We start from the raw sequence: 20780 nt of genomic DNA on the forward strand, positions 1-20780 counted from the left end.
GCGCTGAAATGCAATGGAGCGCAGGCCGGGTCACAGGATCGGGCGGGGAACGCCACCACGCGGCGCGTCTGCAATGCGGCCACAACGTTGCCTGAGCGCGGCTATGAAGCGCCGACCCGCGGCTGGATTTTCAGCATGGATGTAATCGCTGATCTCTTCGACGTCCTGCGCGGCGGCTGGCGCAAATATGACCGCCATAGTTCACGGCTTTCCGCCGCTGTATTTTGTTTCCAGTCGCTGAAATACCTCTTCGGCAGGGATGCCCGGGCCGCTTTCCACGCCTTTGCGAATATCCGCGCGCAACGCAGCAAGCTTTGCCTCGCGCTGTTCTTCGCGCTCTTCCAGCAGGCGCAGGCTGTCACGCATCACTTCACTGGCGCTGGCATAGCGGCCGCTTTCCACCAACTCGCGAACCAATGTCTCATAGCGGGGGCCGATGCTGTAGCTTGCAGGCATAGGTTTTCTCCTTTCACTTTATCCAATATTATCAATTTTTGATAAATTGGCCAAGTCAAACCTGCCGGGTGACATGCGTGAGCAGCCAGTCGCGAAAGCTTGCGACCGGCGGGTGGCCGCGCTTGTCGTGCGGGACGACGAGATAGTAGGCGCTGCGGCTTTGCATGGGCTGGCCGGGCGCCGTCACCAGCTGGCCGCGCTGCAATTCGCCTGATATGAGGATCAACGGCAGCAGCGCCACGCCGAGCCCCGCCATGCAGGCCTGGGCGGCGGTGCCGAACTGTTCGAACTGCATGCCGGGTCCGGTCGGCGCGCTCAGGCCCTGATGCTCGAACCATTCGGTCCAGGCGCCAGGGCGCGTCGCCATATGCAGCAGCGGCAAGCGGCCGATGTCGGCCGGCGTGGCGATGACGCGGTTGGCGAGGAATTCGGGCGACACGACCGGGGCCACCGTTTCGCGCACCAACAGTGTCGAGTCGGCCTCCGGCCAGTCCGGCAAACCATAGTGGATGGCGGCGTCCAGCCTCTCCCTGGCGAAATCGAAGCGGCCGACGCGGGTGACGAAGTTGATGGTGATGTCAGGATTGTTTTCGACGAAATCGGGGATCATCGGCATCAACCAGCGTGTGCCGAAGGTTGGCAAGATGGCCAGGTTCAGGATGCCACTATGCCGATTGCTCATCAATCCAAGGGCTGCGTCCCGCAACTGGCCAAGCGCCGAGCGCACCGCCTCCGCGTAGATTTCGCCTGCCGCCGACAGCCTGACATTGCGGCTGTCGCGTTCGAACAGCCGGCGACCGAACTGATCTTCCAGCAGTCTGATCTGCCGGCTGACCGCACCCTGGGTCAGATCGAGCTCCTGGGCGGCGGCGGTGAAACTGCCGAGGCGAGCCACCGCCTCAAAGGCGGCAAGGGCGCTGATGTTGGGCAAAAGCCGGCGCTGAACACTCATGATCCATTACTACAGCTCATTGATCGGTGAAGCAATTTCGTTTGATTTTTTCGAGGCGCGGGCCGATAAGCCGGGCCAAGATTTTGCTTCATGCATGTCGCATCCCAAAACTGCTGGGCACTTTTGGGCGACGTGCGTTGGTTTGGGAGAACGCCATGGCCGCCGACAAGAATGCTTTCGTCTGGGAAGACCCGTTCCTGATCGAGGACCAGCTTTCGGAAGACGAGCGCATGGTGCGCGACGGCGCGGCCGCCTTCGCCGCCGACAAGCTCGCGCCGCGGATCGAGGACGCCTATCTCAACGAGACCTTCGACACGGCGATTTTTCGCGAGATGGGCGAGGCCGGCCTGCTGGGGATCAACATTCCGGAAGAATTCGGCGGGCTTGGCGCCAACTATGTGACCTACGGGCTGGTCGCGCGGGAAGTCGAACGTGTTGACTCGGGCTATCGCTCCATGATGTCAGTGCAGTCGTCGCTGGTGATGTATCCGATCTACGCCTATGGCTCGGACGAACAGCGCAGAAAATACCTGCCCAAGCTCGCCAGCGGCGAGTGGATCGGTTGTTTCGGCCTGACCGAGCCTGATGCCGGCTCCGACCCGGGCGGCATGAAGACGCGCGCCGAGAAGACCGCCAATGGCTACAGGCTCTCCGGCTCGAAGATGTGGATTTCCAACGCGCCGGTCGCCGATGTGTTCGTCGTCTGGGCGAAGCTGAAGGGCGAGAACGGCAAGGACGAGATACGCGGCTTCGTGCTGGAAAAGGGCATGAAGGGGCTTTCGGCGCCGACGATCGGCGGCAAGCTGTCGCTGCGCGCTTCGATCACCGGCGAAGTGGTGATGGAAGGCGTCGAGGTCGGCGAGGACGCGCTGCTGCCCAACGCAAAGGGACTCGGCGGTCCATTCGGATGCCTCAACCGGGCTCGCTTCGGCATTTCCTGGGGCTCAATGGGTGCCGCGGAAGATTGCTGGCACCGCGCCCGCCAGTACGGTCTCGACCGCAAGCAGTTCGGCAAGCCGCTGGCCGGCACTCAGCTTTACCAGAAGAAGCTGGCGGATATGCAGACCGAGATCGCACTGGGTTTGCAGGCGTCCTTGCGCGTCGGGCGGCTGCTGGATGAAGGCAAGATGGCGCCGGAAATGATCTCGATCGTCAAGCGTAACAATTGCGGCAAGGCGCTCGATATCGCCCGCCAGGCCCGCGACATGCATGGCGGCAACGGCATCCAGATCGGCTATCACGTCATGCGCCACGCGCAGAACCTGGAGACGGTCAACACCTATGAAGGCACGCATGACGTGCATGCACTGATCCTGGGACGGGCGCAGACCGGGATACAGGCGTTTTTCTGAGCCGGGCAGCGCCATGCAGGCAATGTGCGCGCCTGAATGGATTGCTGATCGCGTTACCAAAGGCCGCGCGATTGAGGACCGCCTTCCCCCACTCCGTCTCGGCTTCGCCGAGCCACCTCTCCCCCCTCCGGAGGGAGAGGAAGGGAGCCAGCCGGAATAGGTTCGCGCCCTTCCTCTACCCCGTCGACCGGGGGAGAGGTGGCTCGGCGAAGCCGAGACGGAGTGGGGGTCGACCTGCTCGGGAAGACGAAACAAGGCGTTCGATTGGGTGCACCGCAACATCCGCTTGGAGATCGGCTACTATCTGTGTCAGGGTCTAACGTTCGTTTGAAACGCTGAATTCCGGGGTCCCATGGCAATTCTGGCTGCTGTCTACCACCTGACCCACTACAAATACGACCGGCCGGTGGTTCTCGGGCCGCAGATCATCAGGCTGCAGCCGGCGCCGCATTCCCGTACCAAGGTGCTGAGCCATTCGCTGAAAGTCGAGCCGGCGAACCACTTCGTCAATCTGCAGCAGGATCCCTACGGCAACTTCCTTGCCCGTTTCGTCTTCCCGGAGCCGGTGAGCGAGCTGAAGATCGAGGTCGATCTCGTCGCTGACATGACGGTCTACAATCCGTTCGATTTCTTCGTCGAGCCGTCGGCCGAGACGTTTCCGTTTGAGTATCCCGAGGACATCAGTGATGATCTCGCCATCTACCGGACGCCGGAACCGGTCGGGCCACTGCTGTCGGCCTTCCTCGGTACCATTGACCGCAGCGCCACCAATACCGTCAATTTCCTGGTAGATCTCAATGCACGGCTGCAGCGCGAGATCGCTTATATCGTGCGTATGGAAACCGGCGTGTTCTCGCCGGAGGAAACTCTGGCCGCCGCCAAGGGATCGTGCCGCGATTCAAGCTGGCTGCTGGTGCAGATCCTGCGCAATCTCGGCATCGCCGCTCGCTTCGTCTCCGGCTATCTGATCCAGCTGAAGCCCGATCTGGTGGCGCTCGACGGTCCAGCCGGAACAGCGGTCGACTTCACCGATCTGCATGCCTGGTGCGAGGTCTATCTTCCCGGCGCCGGCTGGATCGGCTTCGACCCGACCTCGGGCCTGCTCACCGGCGAGAGTCATGTGCCGCTGGCCGCCACACCGCATTTCCGTAATGCGGCCCCGATTTCGGGCATGGCGAGCTTTGCCAATGTCGAATTCGGCTTCGAGATGCGGGTCGACCGTATCGCCGAACATCCGCGCATCACCAAACCGTTCTCGGACGAAAGCTGGCAGGCACTCGATACGCTGGGCAACAAGGTCGATGCCGCACTCGCGGCCGGCGATGTGCGGCTGACCATGGGCGGCGAGCCGACTTTTGTGTCGATCGACGATTTCGAGTCGGCCGAGTGGAACACCGCCGCGGTCGGCCCGACCAAGCGGGAAAAGGCCGACGAGTTGATCCGAAAACTGCGCGAGCGTTTCGCGCCGGGTGGTTTTCTCCACTATGGCCAAGGCAAATGGTACCCGGGCGAAAGCCTGCCGCGCTGGACCTTCTCGCTCTATTGGCGTGCCGATGGCGAGCCGGTGTGGAGCGATCCGTCGCTGATCGCACGCGAAAAGAGCCAGGCCGATATCGGCCCGAAGCAGGCCGAAAGCCTGCTCACCGCGATCGCCGGCGAACTCGGCATCGACAAGGCCATGGTCAGCGAAGCCTATGAGGATCCGGCCGAATGGCTGCTCAAGGAAGGCAAGTTGCCCGACAACGTCGATCCGTCCAACTCCAAGCTGGAGGACCCGGAAGAACGCAGCCGCATGGCCAAAGTGTTCGAACGCGGGCTGACGAAACCGTCGGGTTACGTGCTACCGGTGCAGCGCTGGAACAGCCAGGCATCAGATCCGCGCTGGCGCTCGGAAAAATGGAAGACGCGGCGCGGCCGGTTGTTCCTGGTGCCTGGCGATTCACCCGTCGGCTACCGCTTGCCGCTGGGTACGCTGCCCTATGTGCCGCCCGCGCAGTTCCCCTACATCGTGCCGGTCGATCCGTCGCTGCCGCGCGGACCGCTGCCCGCGCGTGAAGCCATATTGCCTGAGACGGCTCCAGCCGAGCTGGAAGGCGCCGACGAGATGGCGCGACGCCAGCAGGCGGCGTCCTTCACGGCGGCTACCGGCCAGCAGGATCGCGTCGAACAGAAGATCACCGAGATTGGCGGCGCGGTGCGCACCGCGCTTTCGGTCGAACCGCGCGATGGGCGGCTTTGCGTGTTCATGCCGCCGGTCGAGGCGCTGGAAGATTATCTCGAACTGGTCGCTGCGGCCGAGAACGCGGCAAAGGCGATCGGCCTTCCCGTGCATATCGAAGGCTATGGCCCGCCGCACGATCCGCGCCTCAACGTCATCCGCGTCGCGCCCGATCCCGGCGTCATCGAGGTCAACATCCATCCGGCGTCCAACTGGCTGGAGTGCGTGGCGACGACGACGGCGATCTACGAGGAAGCGCGGCAGACGCGGCTTGGCGCCGACAAGTTCATGATCGATGGCCGCCACACCGGCACCGGCGGCGGCAATCATGTCGTGGTCGGCGGTGCGACCCCCAATGATAGCCCGTTCCTGCGTAGACCGGACCTGTTGAAGAGCCTGGTGCTGCAATGGCAGCGGCGTCCCTCGCTGTCCTACCTGTTTTCCGGCCTGTTCATCGGCCCGACCAGCCAGGCGCCGCGTTTCGACGAGGCGCGCCACGACTCGCTCTACGAACTGGAAATCGCGATGGCGCAGGTGCCGCATCCAGACCAGGGCAACGCACCCTTGCCGTGGCTGGTCGACCGGCTGTTCCGCAATTTGTTGACCGACGTCACCGGGAATACGCATCGTTCGGAAATCTGCATCGACAAGCTGTTCTCGCCGGACGGCCCCACCGGTCGGCTCGGCCTGGTCGAATTCCGCGGCTTCGAGATGCCGCCCAATGCGCGCATGAGCCTCGCGCAGCAACTGCTTGTCAGGGCGATCATTGCCCGCGCGTGGAAGAGCCCGCTCGACGGCCGCTTCGTGCGGTGGGGCACCTCGTTGCACGACCGCTTCATGCTGCCGCATTATGTCTGGGCGGATTTTCTCGACGTGCTCGACGACCTCAAGCTGAACGGTTTCGAGTTCCGTCCCGAATGGTTCGACGCGCAGCTCGAATTCCGCTTCCCGTTCTGCGGCGAGGTTCAACACGCCGGCATCAAGCTCGAACTGCGGCAGGCGCTCGAACCCTGGCATGTCATGGGCGAACAGGGGGCGATTGGCGGCACCGTGCGCTTCGTCGATTCCTCGGTGGAGCGGCTGCAGGTCAAGACCGAAGGGCTCAATCCGGAGCGCCATGCCGTGGTCTGCAACGGCCGAATCGTGCCGATGAAGGTCACCGACAACCACGAAGTGGCGGTGGCGGGCGTGCGCTTCAAGGCCTGGCAGCCTGCATCGGGCCTGCATCCGGCGCTTCCGGTCAACACGCCGCTGGTGTTCGATATCTACGATCGCTGGTCAGGTCGGGCAGTCGGCGGCTGCGTCTATCATGTCGCCCATCCCGGCGGCCGCAGCTACGACACCTTCCCGGTCAACGGCAACGAGGCGGAAGCTCGGCGGCTCGCCCGCTTCGAACCGCGCGGCCATACGCCGTCCGGCTATGTGCTGCGCGAGGAGCAACCCACGGAAGATTTCCCGATGACCCTTGACCTTCGGCGGCCGGCAAGACTCTGATCGACAATGGCGAAGGGGAATCACAAGAGGGTACGCGGCAAGCCGCAGATCCACAGTCTGCTGGAGCACTACCAGCCGATCGACGGCGTCGTCGACGAGATGGTCGATGCATCAGGCAACCCCCGTCCGGTCTGGAAGCATTTTGTCGAGGCGCTCGAGGAACTTGGGGCTGAAAAGCTCGGTCAGCGCTTTGCCCGTGCCGACCAGTATCTGCGCGATGCAGGCGTCTACTACCGCGTCTACGACAAGGCCGGCGCCAATGAGCGCGAATGGCCGCTGGCGCATGTCCCGGTTCTCATCGAGGAGAGCGAGTGGGCTGCGATCAGCGCCGGCCTCGTGCAGCGCGCCGAGCTGTTCGAAGAGACCGTCGCCGACATCTACGGGCCGAACCGGCTGGTCGAAAAAGGCATACTGCCGGCGGGGTTGATCGCCGCCAGTCCCGAATATTTGCGGCCTGTCGTCGGCACCAGGCCGGCCGGCGGCCATTTCCTGCATTTCTGCGCCTTCGAACTCGGCCGCGGGCCTGATGGTCAGTGGTGGGTACTGGGCGACCGCACCCAGGCACCTTCCGGAGCAGGCTTTGCGCTGGAAAACCGCGTCGCCACCACGCGCGCGCTGTCCGACATCTATGGCGAGATGCATGTGCACCGCCTTGCCAGCTTTTTTCGCCGTTTTCGCGATGCGCTGATCGGCATGGCCAAGGAAACCGACGGCCGCGTCGCCATTCTGACGCCGGGGCCGCTCAACGAAACCTATTACGAACACGCCTATATCGCCCGCTATCTCGGCATCATGCTGCTCGAAGGCGAGGACCTCACCGTTTCCGGCGGCAGGCTGATGGTGCGCACGGTTTCCGGCCTGATGCCGATCAGCGTGTTGTGGCGGCGGCTCGACGCCGCCTTCGCCGATCCGCTCGAACTGCGCGCGGATTCGCAGATCGGCACGCCGGGCCTGGTCGAGGCGATCCGCCAGGGTGCGGTTGCGACCGTCAACGCGCTGGGCTCGGGCCTGATGGAGACGCGCGCGCTGCTCGCCTTCCTGCCCAAGATTTCGCGCGCCTTGCGGGGCGAGGAATTGCTGCTGCCAAGCGTCGCGACATGGTGGTGCGGCCAGGCGTCGGAACGCGCGCATGTGCTGGCCAATATCGACCGCATGGTTATCGGACCGGCGCTGTCGACGAGACTTGCCTTCGAGGATGACGACCAGACGAAGCTCGGCTCCGTGCTTTCCGTGGGGGAGCGGGCGGAACTGGTGGCACGCATCGAACGCGATGGCGGCGCCTTCGTCGGCCAGGAAGCGGTTACGCTTTCGACGACACCCGTCTATGTCGGCGGCTGGCTGGAGCCGCGGCCGGCGAGCCTGCGTGTCTATCTGGCGCGCACGCCCGACGGCTGGACGGTGATGCCGGGCGGTTTTGCCCGCGTCGGGCTGTCGCTCGACCCGACGGCGATCGCCATGCAGCGCGGCGGCCAGGCAGCGGATGTCTGGGTTGTCAGCGACAAACCAGTAGAGCGCGAGACGCTGCTGCCGCAAGAAGGCGACAGTTTCACCCGCACCAGGCCTGGCAGCCTGCCCAGCCGTGCGGCGGAGAACCTGACCTGGCTCGGGCGCTACATCGAACGCTCGGAAGACACGGTGCGCATCCTGCGCGCCTATCATGTGCGGCTGGCCGAAACTTCCGACCCGGACATGCCGCTGCTTGCCGACATCAGGGACTATCTCGAACCCTTCGGCATCGACGTCGAGACGGCGATCCCGTCGGGCCTGATCGGCACGCTGGATAGCGCGGTCTATAGCGCCGGCCAGATCCGCGACCGCTTCTCGCCCGATGGCTGGCTGGCGCTGAAGGACCTGTCGAAGACCATTCACCAGTTCGCGACGACGGTGGCGCCGGGCGACGACGCGACCCGGGCGATGACGGTCATCCTGCGCAAGCTCGCCGGCTTTTCCGGCCTGCTGCACGAGAACATGTACCGCTTCGCCGGCTGGCGGTTCCTCGAGATCGGCCGGCGGCTGGAACGCGGGATCCAGATCGCCCGCACGCTGTCCCGGCTGACCAGCGCCAAGGCGCCGGACGGCGCGCTCGACATGATGCTGGAGATCGGCGACAGCGTGATGACCCACCGCCGGCAGTATCCGGTACAGGCCGGCCGACGCACGGTGATCGATCTCCTGGCGCTCGACCCGCTCAATCCGCGCTCCATTCTGTTCCAGCTCGAAAGGCTGAAGGCCGAGATCGGCCTGTTGCCATCGCTCGGCGGCGAGGGGCACATGTCGCCGGCGGCGAAAGAGATCCTGCAGCTCAACACCCAGATCGCCATCAAGGAGCCTTCGGACATGACGGCAAAGGCGCTGGACGAACTCGCCTACGAAATCGGCGGCCTCTACAACAGCCTCGCCAAGGCCTATTTCGGCTAAATCATGCTCTACGACATCAGGCTTCACCTCCACTACGACTACGCTGCCGCTGCAGGCGGCGGCCGTCATCAGGTGCGTGTGCTGCCGTCGACGATATCAGGCGTGCAGCGTGTCATCGCGGCATCCCTGTCCTTTGCGCCGGCGGCCAACGAGCGTTCCGACTTCTCCGATTTCTTCGGCAACAATGTCACCTCGATCGCCTTTCGCGACGCGCACGACACGCTCGACATAAGGATGAGCGCGCGCGTATCGGTGTCGCGGCCAGAGCCCGGGCTCGACGTGTCGCCCGATATCGGCCGGCTCAGGCAGGAGCTCGCCGCGGTGCGATCGCTGGCGCCTGATACACCGCACCATTTCCTGACGGCCAGCACCCATGCCGGCATCGATGCTGCGATCACCACCTACGCCCGCGATAGCATTGCCGGCTCCGCCGCCGGCACGGCCATGAACCTGTGCAACCGCATCCATCGCGATTTCGTCTATGACGGCGAGGCGACCACGGTGCGGACCCGGGCCAGCGATGCCTTCAGGCTGAAGCGCGGCGTCTGCCAGGATTTTTCGCACATCATGATCGCCGGCCTGCGCGGGCTCGGCATTCCGGCGGGTTATGTCAGCGGCTTCCTGCGCACCATCCCGCCGAAGGGCAAACCCCGGCTGGAAGGCGCCGATGCCATGCATGCCTGGGTCAAGGTCTGGTGCGGGCGCGATGCCGGCTGGCAGGAATTCGATCCGACCAACGGCATGCGCGCCAGCAACGACCACATCACTGTCGGCTACGGCCGCGACTATTCGGACGTGGCGCCGATCGTCGGCGTTCTGAAGACCACGGGGGGACAGGTTGGCGAGCAAGCTGTCGACGTCATTCCGGTCGTGCTCGAAAAAGTCTGAAAGGCAGACTCACACTGTTGGCGCCACAGGCCTTTCGAAGCGTGTGGAACCAGCAATCGGCTAACGGCTTATCTACGGATATTTGCGTGGAGCCGACATGCTGCAAAAATCCGAATTGTCGCACAGCCGTTCGGCTGACGAAGACGCCGCGCCGAAAGACGGGGCGCAACGCCCCGCCGACCATGCCGCGCTTACCTATGTCAGCGATGCAGAGCCCGGTATCCGGCGGCTGAAGGCAGGCAAGGGGTTTTCCTACAAGGGACCGGACGGGCGGGCGGTTTCTGGCGCCGCGAGAGCACGTATCGAGGCGATCGTCATCCCGCCGGCCTGGACGGATGTGTGGATTTCGCCCGACGCGGATGGCCATATCCAGGCGACCGGCAGGGACCAGCGCGGACGCAAGCAATATTGCTACCATCCGCGGTGGGCCGCGGAACGCGACGACGCCAAATATTCGAGCCTTGTCGCTTTCGCCGAGAGCCTGCCGCAACTGCGGCGCAGGATCGACAGCGATCTGCGCCGACGTGGCCTGCCGCTCGACCGTGTCGTCGCCGCGGTCGTCTGGCTGCTCGACAACACGATGATCCGGGTCGGCAATGCCGCCTACGCCCGCGACAACAAGAGTTTCGGGTTGACCACGTTGCGTGACCGCCATGTCGATATCGTCGGCTCAAGCCTGCGCTTCGCCTTCAAGGGCAAATCCGGCAAGGAGTGGAAGCTGAAGCTGGTCGACCGCCGCATCGCCAGAATCGTGCGCGGCGCGCAGGATCTTCCGGGCCAGAAGCTGTTCCAGTATCTTGATGAGGACGGCGACAGACGGCCGGTCCACTCCGACGACGTCAACCGCTATATCCGCGAGGCTCTCGGCGATGCGTTCAGTTCGAAGCATTTCCGCACCTGGGGCGGCACAATTCATGCCGCGTCGCTGTTTGCGCAAACGGAACTGCCGCAAAGCCAGGCGCAGCGAAAAAGGGCGATGAACAGCGTCATCGACAAGGTCGCCGAGCGGTTGGGCAACACGCGCGCCGTCTGCCGCAAATGCTACATCCATCCGCAGGTCTTCGAAGCATGGTCAAAGGGACGGTTGCTGGACGAAATGGTGCAAGCCAACCAGCGCAAGCGCTCGATCGACGGTCTCGATGACGAAGAAGCTCTGGTGCTGCGATGGCTGAAGCTGCGCGAAAGCTGACTGGCGGCGACCGGCGGTCGCCAAATCCGCGGCGTCGGGATTTTTTTATCGACGTCGTGTCGGGATCGGTCTTACTGTTTCGTCCTTTGACAGAGAAAAGGACCAGCCATGCTCTACGCAATCCTCTGCTATGCTTCCGAAGATGTCGTCTGCTCCTGGAGCAAGGCACAGGACGACGAGGTCATGGCCAATCTCCTCGACGTCCAGGACAAGTATGCCAAGGCTGGCCGGCTTGGCCCGGTGGCACGGCTCTTGCCGACGACCGCCGCGACGACGCTGAGGAAGGTCAAGGGCGAATCGATCGTCATCGACGGACCGTTTGCCGAGACCAAGGAACAGTTCCTCGGTTTCTACACGCTCGAATGCGCCGATCTCGACGAGGCGGTGGAGTTCGCTCGCGAGCTTTCCGAAGTCAATCCGAGCGGCGGCTCCTATGAAATCAGGCCGGTCTCGGTCTTCATTCCCGCCAAGGTTCCAGCATGACCGAACTCGCCTGGATCAGCTCGGCGATCAGCGCCGCCCGTCCGCAAGCGATGGGCGCACTGCTGCGTTATTTCCGCGATCTCGATACGGCGGAGGAAGCTTTCCAGGATGCGTGCCTCAGGGCCATCAAGAACTGGCCGCAGAACGGGCCGCCGCGCGACCCCGCCGCCTGGCTGATCTTTGTCGGCCGCAACAGCGGCATCGATGCGGTGCGCAAGCGCGCCAAGCAGGCGCCGATGCCGGAGGAAGACCAGATCTCCGACCTGGAGGATGCCGAGAGCGATATCGCCGAGCGGCTGGACGGGGCGCATTACCGCGACGACATATTGCGGCTGCTGTTCATCTGCTGCCATCCCGATCTCCCGGCAACGCAGCAGATCGCGGTGGCGCTGCGGATTGTCTCGGGCCTCACGGTCAAGCAGATCGCGCGCGCCTTCCTGGTCGGCGAAAGCGCCATGGAGCAGCGCATCACCCGCGCCAAGGCGCGCATTGCGGATGCCGGCGTGCCGTTCGAGACGCCTGGCGCCGTCGAGCGGTCGGAGCGGCTCGCCGCCGTCGCCGCCATGGTCTACCTGATCTTCAACGAAGGCTATTCGACCAACAGCGGCGAGGCGCCGGCCCGCGCGCCGCTGTGCGAGGAGGCGATCCGGCTCGCACGGCTGCTGCTGCGGCTGTTCCAGACCGAGCCGGAGATCATGGGGCTGACGGCGCTGCTGCTCCTCCAGCATGCGCGCGCTCCGGCCCGTTTTGACGAGAGCGGCGAGATCGTTCTGCTCGAGGATCAGGATCGCAGCCTGTGGAGCCGCAAGATGATCGATGAGGGGCTGGCGCTGGTCGACAAGGCGTTGCGCCACCGCCAGCCCGGTCCCTATCAGGTGCAGGCGGCTATTGCCGCGCTGCATGCGCGGGCCGAAAAGGCCGAGGACACTGATTGGAACGAGATCGACCTGCTCTACCGCTTGCTCGAGCAGATGCAGCCGTCACCGGTGGTCACGCTCAACCGGGCCGTCGCGGTCTCGAAAGTGCGTGGACCGGAAGAGGCGCTTGCCATGATCGAGCCGCTGGAAGACCGGCTTTCCGGCTATTTCCACTTCTTCGGCCTCAAGGGTGGCCTTTTGATGCAGCTTGACCGGGGCGAGGAGGCGCGTGTTGCCTTCGACCGCGCCATTGCGCTGGCCAACACAGCAGCGGAAGCAGCCCATATCCGCATGCACATCGACCGGCTGATGAAGGACGGTGCCGTGCGCCTGCCGGCCAAGAAGGCAAACTGAGCGTCATCGGCCTATCTGGCTCAATCGTGTAGTTTGGGCTTAGACCATGCCGGGGTGGTGATTTTCCCTTGAAACGAGTAATGCCACGCCATGATCGTGCCTGAGGTGCCTTCGCGCACGCGGGCGCCATGGCGCAAGGCTTTGACCGGCGCCATATGATAGCGACGGGATTTGAAAGGGACAAAATGACGATTGCGAAGGAAACGACCGAGCTTTTGGCGAAACTGGGTGTGGCCAAGGAGGCGCTTGTCGGCGGCGACCTGATCGTGCGCAGCCCCGTGACGGGCGAGCAGATCGCGGCGCTGAAGACGATCTCACCGGCTGACGCGGCCAAGACCATCGATGCCGCGCACAAGGCCTTCCAGGCCTGGCGGATGGTGCCGGGTCCGCGGCGTGGCGAACTGGTGCGGCTGCTCGGCGAGGAGTTGCGCGCGCACAAGGCCGAGCTTGGCCGGCTGGTGTCGATCGAGGTCGGCAAGATCCCGTCCGAGGGGCTCGGCGAAGTGCAGGAAATGATCGACATCTGCGATTTCGCCGTCGGCCTCTCCCGGCAATTGTACGGCCTGACCATCGCCACCGAGCGCCCTGGCCACCGGATGATGGAAACCTGGCATCCGCTCGGCGTCGTCGGCGTCATTTCCGCCTTCAACTTCCCGGTCGCGGTGTGGTCGTGGAACGCAGCGCTGGCGCTGGTCTGCGGCGACGCGGTGGTGTGGAAGCCGTCGGAAAAAACCCCACTGACCGCACTTGCCTGCGAGGCGATCTTTGCGCGTGCGGTCAAGCGCTTCGGCGCGGACGCACCGCAAGGTCTGGCGCCGGTGCTGATCGGCGACCGCGCCGTCGGCGAGATCCTGGTCGATCATCCCAAGGTGCCGCTGGTTTCGGCCACCGGCTCGACCCGTATGGGCCGCGACGTCGGCCCGCGCCTGGCCAAGCGCTTTGCCCGCGCGGTGTTGGAGCTTGGCGGCAACAATGCCGGCATCGTCTGCCCGACCGCCGATCTCGACATGGCGCTGCGCGCCATTGCCTTCGGCGCCATGGGCACGGCCGGACAGCGCTGCACGACTCTGCGGCGCCTGTTCGTGCATGACAGCGTCTACGACGCCCTGGTTCCACGTCTCAAGAAGGCCTACGAAAGCGTGTCGGTCGGCAATCCGCTGGAGACCTCCTCGCTGGTCGGTCCGCTGATCGACAAGGCGGCCTTCGACGCCATGCAGAAGGCGCTGAAAGAAGCTGCCGCCCATGGCGGCAAGGTCACCGGCGGCGCACGGGTCGAGAACGGCCATCCGGATGCCTACTACGTGCATCCAGCGCTCGTCGAAATGCCCAAGCAGGTCTCACCGGTGACGGAAGAGACCTTCGCGCCGATCCTCTACGTGATGAGATATTCGGATTTCGACGCCGTGCTCGACGAGCACAATGCGGTCGGCGCTGGGCTTTCCTCGTCGATCTTCACCCGCGATCTGCAGGAATCCGAGCGCTTCCTCGGTGTCGACGGGTCGGATTGCGGCATTGCCAATGTCAACATCGGCACATCGGGCGCCGAGATCGGCGGTGCCTTTGGCGGCGAAAAGGAGACCGGCGGCGGCCGCGAGAGCGGCTCCGATGCGTGGAAGGCCTATATGCGCCGCGCCACCAACACGGTGAATTATTCCAAGGCGCTGCCGCTCGCTCAGGGCGTCTCGTTCGACATCGACTGAGAGCTCCGGGATTTGATCGTCCGGCGATTGAATAAGGCATCCCCCAAGGGGGATGCCAGCGGTCAGCTGCCAGCCGGCGGGAAACAGGCATCGAAAGCGGCATCGACAATGGCCAGCTTGGCGGCCTGGACGATCATGTACTCCTGGTAGAAGGTGTTCGACACCCACATCACCGAATGGCCGCGCTGGCCGAGCCAGCCGATGCTGCCGAGATCCTCGGCAGCGCGCAGCTTGCGGGCCAGATGGGTCCGCGACAGCTTGAGCCATTTGGCGAAATCTCCGATCGAAACCACGCTGGTCGGAATCCGGTCCAGGCCGGCATGATCGGTATCGATGCCCGACATCAGCCAGTCCATGACGATGCCGCCATTGTTGAGCCAGATGAACAGGGAAAAGGTCTGGTTGGGTTCGCGGACCGGCTTGGAGGCAAGCAGGCCGTCCGCCACCAGGGGCTGCAGCCTGGCAACCATCTTGGGCCGCTCCAGGAACCTGGCCAGCCGGTCGCCACCGTCGAGATGATCCAGCGTCCGCAGATGGGCAAGGACCCAACCGGTAAAAGTCCGCACGGTGGCCGCTGTCGGCTGCAGGGGGTGCGTACGGCCATCGCCACCCGACACATATTCGGCAATGTGGTAGTGAAGCATCTCCTTGATGAAAGCGTCCGCCGTGTTGCGGCTGGCCACCGCGTGCTGGTGCACGAACTCGATGAAACGCGATACCGTCAACTCCTTGCGACGGTCATACGGATCGCGCCTGAAATGCATGGCAAGGCCGACATGGCCCATCAGCCAACGCTGCTGCGTGGCGAAAATGGAAGCCAGCCGCGGGCTGTCTTGATAGATCTGTATCAGCGCCAGCGACTGTTCCTGAACGTGGCGATGCAACGCCGGATTGCCGGCAATGTCTTCCAGATTCAGCGCCGTCCTCCTTGCGTTGCGATTCAACTCCAAAAGCGGAGTCGCGGTCCACATTTTTCAGCCTTACGCAGCTGTGTCCAGAGGCTGGCAAACTCTTCCCGATAGCAACCAAGATCAGCCGCAGACGCGGACCTCCTCGATCACCCTGTGGTGGTGGCGCCAGTGCTTGACCAGTTCGATATGGCAGCGATGATGCCGGTGGTAGCGGCGGTATTGGCCATAATTGTCATACTGAACGCTCCGGTCGCCGTCATACTGGTCGTCATCATACTGATTGTCATAATAGCGATCACGGTGGTGACGGCGAATGACAATCCCACTGTCGGAATCGTCATCCGGCAAATATCGGCTATCGTCGTCGGACTGGATGGTCAGGCTTGCCGCTTGCGTTGGCGCAATGACCGCCGCTGTCGCGGCCAATGCCAAAAGGGAAGCCAGCATCAACTTTTTCATCTCGTCCTCCTGCGTTTTCAAGACATGTTAACTCACGGAAGAACCGGGCGTTCCGCTTAATTTTACACGCTTTGCGACGCTGGAGACATCAAGGCGTTATCGTCCACCCGCTCCAGGCGCACGAAGGCCGTCAGCGGCAGGTGATCGGAGGCAACGCGCGAAAGCGGCGTGTCATGCGCGTCGATGGCGGCGATCATGCCATGCCGGTTGGCCATGATCCGGTCGAGCGCCAGCAGCGGCAGGTTCGACGGGAAGGTGGGGACCGCCGGCGGCTGCGGGCCGAATGTCGCATGCAGCGTGTTGAGCGCGGAGCGGTTGCCGAGCCGCCATTCGTTGAGGTCGCCGAGCAGCAAGGTCGGCCTTTCGTCCGGGCTGTTCATCAGGTCGAGCACGACACGTGCCTGCTGGGAGCGCGAGCGGCGCAGCAGGCCGAGATGGGCGGCGATGATGCGCAGCGTCTGGCTTCCATCGAGGTCGATCTCCGCCACCAGCGCGCCGCGCGGCTCCAGTCCCGGAAGCTTGATCTGATGCACGTCGCGAACGACGCCCTTCTTGAACAGCAAGACGTTGCCATGCCAGCCATGGCCCTTGCCGGTGGCCGAAATCGGCACCGGAACCAGTCCGGTTTCCCGTTCGAGCCGGGGCAGGTCGAGAAGCCCGTCACGGTCACCGAAGCGGTTGTCGGCTTCCTGCAGCGCGATGACATCCGGATCGATTTCGCGGATGACGCGGATGGTCCGCTCCGGGTCGAATTTCCTGTCGACGCCGATGCATTTGTGGACGTTGTAGGAGGCAACCAGCGTACCGGTGGTGGCCGTGGTCTTATGTGCGGCGGCGTTTGCCTTCCGCATCCGGCGGTCGCGAATGGACAGAAGCATGCTTGCCGGGAGGCTGCGTCCAAATCTTTGCATGTCTGTGCTGCTCGTCCTCGCTGGCTTCAGTTCAGAAGCCGGATACAGTCAAAATAGGCAATTTCGGCGTATGTTCCATGACAAGTTCCACAACGGCGCACCTCAGCCCTAGAGATAGGGCGAGCCGAGCCACAAGGCCCGATCGAACAGCCTGATAAGAAAGGGCCGGGCGCGCAAGGCTTCGAGCGTCACCGGCACGGCGGTTGTCATCGCCGACCCGATCCGCGCCTCGATCTCGCTTGCGAAGCCGGCGTCGAGAATTTCAAGGTCGATCTCGAAGTTGAGCCGCAGCGACCGGGCATCGAGATTGGAGGAACCGACATAGGCCCACACGCCGTCGATCGACAGCAGCTTCGAATGGTCGAAAGGTCCTTCCGTGCGCCAGACGCGGCAATAATGTTTCAGGACCTGGTCGAACTGGGCTGTCATTGCGCGGTCGACCAGGAAGAGGTTGTTGACCGCCGGAACGAGGATGTCGATCTCGACACCGCGACGGGCGGCGGTGATCAGCGCGCTGATCAGTTCCCGGTCCGGCAGGAAGTAGGGCGACATCAGCCGGATCGACTTGCGAGCGACCGAGAAGGCACCGATCAGCAGCTTGTGGTTGGTTTCGTTGCTGGCATCCGGGCCGGAAGCGACCGCCCGTACCAGCATCGGCACGCCGGGCGGGGGTGACAGCGGGGCAATGCGCCAGGCGTCGCCCTTCAGCGCCTCTTTGGTGGCGAAGCGCCAGTCCTCGGCGGCGATCGAAAAAAGGTCGGCGACGACCGGACCGGTCACCCGGAAATGCGTGTCCCTGGCGCTGTTGGAGCCGGCGAATTCGGCGGAAAAACCCTTGCGGATGTTCATGCCGCCGGTAAAGGCGGCCATGCCGTCGACCACGAGGATCTTCCGGTGGGTTCGGAGATTGGCATAGGGCAGGCGCAGGCCCATGACGATGTTGCCGTTGAAGACATCGGCGGGGATCTTGGCCTCGCGCAAATGCCCAAGGATGCTCGGCACGGAGTAGCGGGCGCCGACGGCGTCGATCAGCACGCGGACGGCGACGCCGCGCTTGACGGCGCCGGCCAGCGCTTCGACGAAGAGCAGGCCGACGGCATCATTGTCGAAAATATAGGTCTCGAGCAGGACGCTGCGCTCGGCCCCGTCGATCGCCGCGCACATGGCGGCATAGGCCTCGTCGCCGGTCTCCAGCACATCGATTGCATTTCCAGGATTGAGCGCGCGCCGCGCCACCCTGTCGCCCAGTGTCCTCAAACCCGTGAACCGCTGCCCGTAACGCTCGACGATCATGGCCTCCTCGATGGCGACGTCGCGCTCATGCTTGGCCGACACCGCGTCGCCGGCAAAAGGACGCTGCGCGGTGATCGTGGCGCGGCGGATGCGGTTGATGCCGGCCACGGCATAGATAATCACGCCGAGGATCGGCGACAGCACCATCACGCCGACCCAGCCGGTGGCGGCGCGGACATCCTCCTTGGTCATGACGGCGTGGACGATACCGACGGTCGCCATCACCACCGAGATGATCGCGAGAATTTGAGTCCAGTGAGTCGTCAGGGTCTCCAGCATAGCCGAGACTATCCAGCGAGCGGTTGCGGAAGGCAATGCAGAGGGGCACGCCGCATATTCGCCGGATAGCGGCATGCAGCCTGACTCAAGATTTCGACCACGATGAAGCCCTGATGGATTTCTGTTCAGAAACCAATCTGACCCAGGGGAAGCATAGAGCCCGGCATCGTCCTGTTCTGCGTTGGTCCTACAAGGCTTCCTATGCTTTGGTCCTGGATGTAATGTATATCAGCAGGAACATAATTAACGATTTAACATTTTGATTGATGGCGAGGGGGGCGCCGAACGATGAAGTTCAACTTCGATGGGCCTCCGGGGGATGACGCCGATATCGATATTTCGGCCGAATGCCAACGCCAATTGCTGCCTCTCATCCGCGAAATCGTTCAGGCGGCAGTCGCTGCTGGGTGGAGCGAGGAGGATGTTCTTCTGGGTTTTGTCGACCTTGCATGGGATTTGTACGAGAATCGTCGCGACGATCCGCAATGACCGGGCCGCGAATCCGGTAGCTCTGCATTGTCTTGTTGCATGGCCGCCGAAATGGGGGAATTATTCCCAAGCCCGAAGCAGGGCTCCGAACTCAGGCTGACAAAAGGCCTCGCGGCAGCCAGTTCGGCGATGTTGGCAGCTTTTGTGGCAGCTTTTCAAGATAGGAATTTTTTCTTGACTCTGTGACGTCAGCTATGGTACACATTTGCTTATGGTGCTGATCTGCGCCGGTGACCCGCCGCACAGGCAAGGCCCGCATATGGCAGCGCCAGCCCCCCTCTCCAACCGCTACGCGGCCACCTCTCCCCCATTTCATGGGGGCGAGGAAACAACCGTCGAGGCCGCAACCCTGAAAAGCCTGGGTTCCTCGCCCCCACAAAGTGGGGGAGAGGTGGCTCGGCGAAGCCGAGACGGAGAGGGGGCTGGCGCTGCCATATGCGATTGCCCTCCCCCTTGTGGGGAAGGTCAGGGGCGGGGGTCCGTGCCGGGCAGATATCTCTGGAAATTCCATAGGCGATAGCCCTGAAGCTCGAAGGGTGCCACGCGTTGATGGAGGGGACTCTTCATCAACGCGGGAAAAATGTTCCAGAATTTCCCGTGTTGGCCATATTTTTCTTCTTATCCCGAACAAAATTTTTTGTTTGCATACGGATGTTATTCACTATCCGCGCTATGTGCGTTACGTTGGGTCCGGGTCGGGCTAAGGGGGATTTCAGGCGGCAGCGGCTGAGGCCAGGCAATGAAAAATACGGACGATGCTCGGGAAAGCGGCGATTCCCGAGGCGTCAATCGAGAACGGACTGCTCGATACGTCTTGGACATAATTCCTGAAAGTGCAGGTCCCAGGAGGGCCACCGCGCGGGGGAGTGTCATACACTCCGCTCGCGGTCCCAGATCGCGGACATCCCTGGCCAAGGAGCACTCCGTGGGCATCGTGCCTGCGCCCGCCCGCAAGTTGAGAACTTCGCTCGGCAGCGACAGGATCACGGAATGCGATGCGCGACGCGTGCGGGAATATCTCGACGAGAACTTCGCGCGAAAAGTCATGGTCGCCGAACCGGCGTCCGTGGCGCGGGTTTTCCCCAATCATTTCATCGCATGGTTCGCCGCGACGTTCGGCATGCCGCCGCATCGCTATCTGACAGGGGAAGAACGCCAACCGGGGCAGGGCGTGCTTCCTTCAAGCGCTGAGGGCCGGATCATGGCAAAATGGCAACACCTGCTGCCCCGCGACCCAAGACCGGAATTTTCTACAAGCCTTGCGGAGTTTTCCAAAATACGTCCCGCTGCAAATCCGCCCCAAGCTCCGCAGGAGTCGTCTGGAATGTCATGCAGTCCGCGCCTTGTTCGCCGTCCGGCCGGAACGATCCCATGAATGGGGTTGGCGATGCCGGTCAACTTCGTTCAATCACGATTTGTTTTTCAGGGGAACGCGGAAGGAAGCCTAGGGTTGAGCCTCATCGGGAACGAATCAGGAGGCCGAAAAATGCCGGGTGAGGATGGTGCCCCCGGATCGGTTTCCGGAGCCAATTCGCGACAGCCGACGCTCAACGCAAAAGGCGGGCTTTCCGTGCGTAGCACGCGCCGTGTGCAGGAATTCCTGGACAAGAACTTTACGCGCAAGCTGGCGCTTGCCGAGATGGCCGCGGTTTGCGGGCTTTCACCCTATCACTTCATGCGGGCTTTCTCGAGGACGTTCGGGGTGCCGCCGCACCAGTACGTCCTCGACCTGCGGCTGGATTTGGCTGAAAAACTGCTTGCCGACCGCCGCATGACCATCGCCGACATCGCTCATTCCTGCGGATTTTCGAGCCAGAGCCATTTTACCACCGCTATGAAGAAATATAGGCAGGTGACGCCGCTGCAGCTGCGGGTCGGCAAGCTTAACGCCAAGGTTAGGTGAGGCGACGCTTATGGAATTGCTTGTTTGCCTAGTTTTAAAGCAGTCTCTAAGGTAACGAGCTGTTAACCTCTGCCGATATGCTCGGATCTTTTCTCACAAGACAGCAATTTCGTG

The 20780-nt window shown here is 63.2% G+C and carries 17 protein-coding genes; 11 read left to right on the plus strand and 6 right to left on the minus strand.

The window, feature by feature from the left end:
* Positions 1–201 precede the first annotated feature (201 nt).
* Together ACSQ3L_RS10635 and ACSQ3L_RS10640 are read right to left on the minus strand one after the other, a co-directional pair.
* Entirely contained in the window at positions 202–456 is a 255-nt protein-coding gene (locus tag ACSQ3L_RS10635; protein WP_436159898.1) for a type II toxin-antitoxin system ParD family antitoxin, read from the minus strand.
* A gap of 55 nt (positions 457–511) precedes the next feature.
* A complete protein-coding gene (locus ACSQ3L_RS10640; RefSeq protein ID WP_436159899.1) occupies positions 512–1408 on the minus strand; it encodes a LysR family transcriptional regulator in 897 nt (298 codons plus the stop codon).
* Between the two features lie 155 nt (positions 1409–1563).
* Between ACSQ3L_RS10640 and ACSQ3L_RS10645 the strand changes: the two genes are divergently transcribed.
* The 8 genes from ACSQ3L_RS10645 to amaB all read left to right on the plus strand — a co-directional run bounded on the left by ACSQ3L_RS10645 (position 1564) and on the right by amaB (position 14421).
* Positions 1564–2760, plus strand: coding sequence for an acyl-CoA dehydrogenase (locus ACSQ3L_RS10645; protein WP_292180913.1), 1197 nt, complete (start codon positions 1564–1566; stop codon positions 2758–2760).
* 352 nt (positions 2761–3112) lie between these two features.
* Positions 3113–6472: a DUF2126 domain-containing protein gene (locus tag ACSQ3L_RS10650; RefSeq protein ID WP_436159900.1), complete on the plus strand. Its 3360-nt coding sequence runs from the start codon at positions 3113–3115 to the stop codon at positions 6470–6472.
* 6 nt (positions 6473–6478) lie between these two features.
* Positions 6479–8890 (plus strand): circularly permuted type 2 ATP-grasp protein, encoded by a 2412-nt coding sequence (locus ACSQ3L_RS10655; RefSeq protein WP_436159901.1) that lies wholly within the window; start codon positions 6479–6481, stop codon positions 8888–8890.
* 3 nt (positions 8891–8893) lie between these two features.
* Entirely contained in the window at positions 8894–9778 is an 885-nt protein-coding gene (locus ACSQ3L_RS10660; protein ID WP_436159902.1) for a transglutaminase family protein, read from the plus strand.
* Between the two features lie 97 nt (positions 9779–9875).
* Positions 9876–10967: a DNA topoisomerase IB gene (locus ACSQ3L_RS10665; protein WP_436159903.1), complete on the plus strand. Its 1092-nt coding sequence runs from the start codon at positions 9876–9878 to the stop codon at positions 10965–10967.
* A gap of 108 nt (positions 10968–11075) precedes the next feature.
* A complete protein-coding gene (locus tag ACSQ3L_RS10670; protein ID WP_436159904.1) occupies positions 11076–11450 on the plus strand; it encodes a YciI family protein in 375 nt (124 codons plus the stop codon).
* Positions 11447–12721: an RNA polymerase sigma factor gene (locus ACSQ3L_RS10675; RefSeq protein ID WP_436159905.1), complete on the plus strand. Its 1275-nt coding sequence runs from the start codon at positions 11447–11449 to the stop codon at positions 12719–12721. The genes ACSQ3L_RS10670 and ACSQ3L_RS10675 overlap by 4 nt, the downstream gene beginning before the upstream one ends.
* A gap of 185 nt (positions 12722–12906) precedes the next feature.
* The gene (gene amaB, locus ACSQ3L_RS10680) at positions 12907–14421 is read left to right on the plus strand and encodes an L-piperidine-6-carboxylate dehydrogenase (RefSeq protein ID WP_436159906.1); all 1515 of its coding nucleotides are present in this window, start codon (positions 12907–12909) and stop codon (positions 14419–14421) included.
* 62 nt (positions 14422–14483) lie between these two features.
* On the opposite strand, the gene ACSQ3L_RS10685 is transcribed toward amaB, so the two are convergent.
* From ACSQ3L_RS10685 to ACSQ3L_RS10700, 4 genes are all read right to left on the minus strand, one after another.
* Positions 14484–15392 (minus strand): hypothetical protein, encoded by a 909-nt coding sequence (locus ACSQ3L_RS10685; RefSeq protein ID WP_436159907.1) that lies wholly within the window; start codon positions 15390–15392, stop codon positions 14484–14486.
* A 60-nt stretch (positions 15393–15452) separates the two neighbouring features.
* On the minus strand, positions 15453–15791 hold the full coding sequence (locus tag ACSQ3L_RS10690; protein ID WP_436159908.1) for a hypothetical protein: 339 nt from the start codon (positions 15789–15791) through the stop codon (positions 15453–15455).
* A 62-nt stretch (positions 15792–15853) separates the two neighbouring features.
* On the minus strand, positions 15854–16702 hold the full coding sequence (locus tag ACSQ3L_RS10695) for an endonuclease/exonuclease/phosphatase family protein (RefSeq protein ID WP_436159909.1): 849 nt from the start codon (positions 16700–16702) through the stop codon (positions 15854–15856).
* Between the two features lie 108 nt (positions 16703–16810).
* Positions 16811–18274: a phospholipase D-like domain-containing protein gene (locus ACSQ3L_RS10700; protein WP_436159910.1), complete on the minus strand. Its 1464-nt coding sequence runs from the start codon at positions 18272–18274 to the stop codon at positions 16811–16813.
* A gap of 288 nt (positions 18275–18562) precedes the next feature.
* On the opposite strand from ACSQ3L_RS10700, the gene ACSQ3L_RS10705 reads away from it, so the two are divergent.
* From ACSQ3L_RS10705 to ACSQ3L_RS10715, 3 genes are all read left to right on the plus strand, one after another.
* Complete coding sequence (locus ACSQ3L_RS10705) at positions 18563–18763, plus strand: hypothetical protein (RefSeq protein WP_436159911.1); 201 nt, start codon at positions 18563–18565, stop codon at positions 18761–18763.
* A 925-nt stretch (positions 18764–19688) separates the two neighbouring features.
* Positions 19689–20138, plus strand: coding sequence for a hypothetical protein (locus tag ACSQ3L_RS10710; RefSeq protein WP_436159912.1), 450 nt, complete (start codon positions 19689–19691; stop codon positions 20136–20138).
* 12 nt (positions 20139–20150) lie between these two features.
* Complete coding sequence (locus ACSQ3L_RS10715) at positions 20151–20666, plus strand: helix-turn-helix transcriptional regulator (protein WP_436159913.1); 516 nt, start codon at positions 20151–20153, stop codon at positions 20664–20666.
* Positions 20667–20780: the final 114 nt, after the last annotated feature.

It is taken from the genome of Mesorhizobium sp. LjRoot246 (assembly GCF_964254115.1).
GTDB lineage: Bacteria > Pseudomonadota > Alphaproteobacteria > Rhizobiales > Rhizobiaceae > Mesorhizobium.

Coding starts and splice junctions, on each gene's coding strand:
- ACSQ3L_RS10640 (WP_436159899.1), bottom strand. CDS start 1,408: ATGAGTGTTCAGCGCCGGCTTTTGCCCAACATCAGCGCCCTTGCCGCC.
- ACSQ3L_RS10700 (WP_436159910.1), bottom strand. CDS start 18,274: ATGCTGGAGACCCTGACGACTCACTGGACTCAAATTCTCGCGATCATC.
- ACSQ3L_RS10695 (WP_436159909.1), bottom strand. CDS start 16,702: ATGCAAAGATTTGGACGCAGCCTCCCGGCAAGCATGCTTCTGTCCATT.
- ACSQ3L_RS10690 (WP_436159908.1), bottom strand. CDS start 15,791: ATGAAAAAGTTGATGCTGGCTTCCCTTTTGGCATTGGCCGCGACAGCG.
- ACSQ3L_RS10715 (WP_436159913.1), top strand. CDS start 20,151: ATGCCGGTCAACTTCGTTCAATCACGATTTGTTTTTCAGGGGAACGCG.
- ACSQ3L_RS10650 (WP_436159900.1), top strand. CDS start 3,113: ATGGCAATTCTGGCTGCTGTCTACCACCTGACCCACTACAAATACGAC.
- ACSQ3L_RS10635 (WP_436159898.1), bottom strand. CDS start 456: ATGCCTGCAAGCTACAGCATCGGCCCCCGCTATGAGACATTGGTTCGC.
- ACSQ3L_RS10665 (WP_436159903.1), top strand. CDS start 9,876: ATGCTGCAAAAATCCGAATTGTCGCACAGCCGTTCGGCTGACGAAGAC.
- ACSQ3L_RS10685 (WP_436159907.1), bottom strand. CDS start 15,392: ATGTGGACCGCGACTCCGCTTTTGGAGTTGAATCGCAACGCAAGGAGG.
- ACSQ3L_RS10645 (WP_292180913.1), top strand. CDS start 1,564: ATGGCCGCCGACAAGAATGCTTTCGTCTGGGAAGACCCGTTCCTGATC.
- amaB (WP_436159906.1), top strand. CDS start 12,907: ATGACGATTGCGAAGGAAACGACCGAGCTTTTGGCGAAACTGGGTGTG.
- ACSQ3L_RS10675 (WP_436159905.1), top strand. CDS start 11,447: ATGACCGAACTCGCCTGGATCAGCTCGGCGATCAGCGCCGCCCGTCCG.
- ACSQ3L_RS10660 (WP_436159902.1), top strand. CDS start 8,894: ATGCTCTACGACATCAGGCTTCACCTCCACTACGACTACGCTGCCGCT.
- ACSQ3L_RS10705 (WP_436159911.1), top strand. CDS start 18,563: ATGAAGTTCAACTTCGATGGGCCTCCGGGGGATGACGCCGATATCGAT.
- ACSQ3L_RS10670 (WP_436159904.1), top strand. CDS start 11,076: ATGCTCTACGCAATCCTCTGCTATGCTTCCGAAGATGTCGTCTGCTCC.
- ACSQ3L_RS10655 (WP_436159901.1), top strand. CDS start 6,479: ATGGCGAAGGGGAATCACAAGAGGGTACGCGGCAAGCCGCAGATCCAC.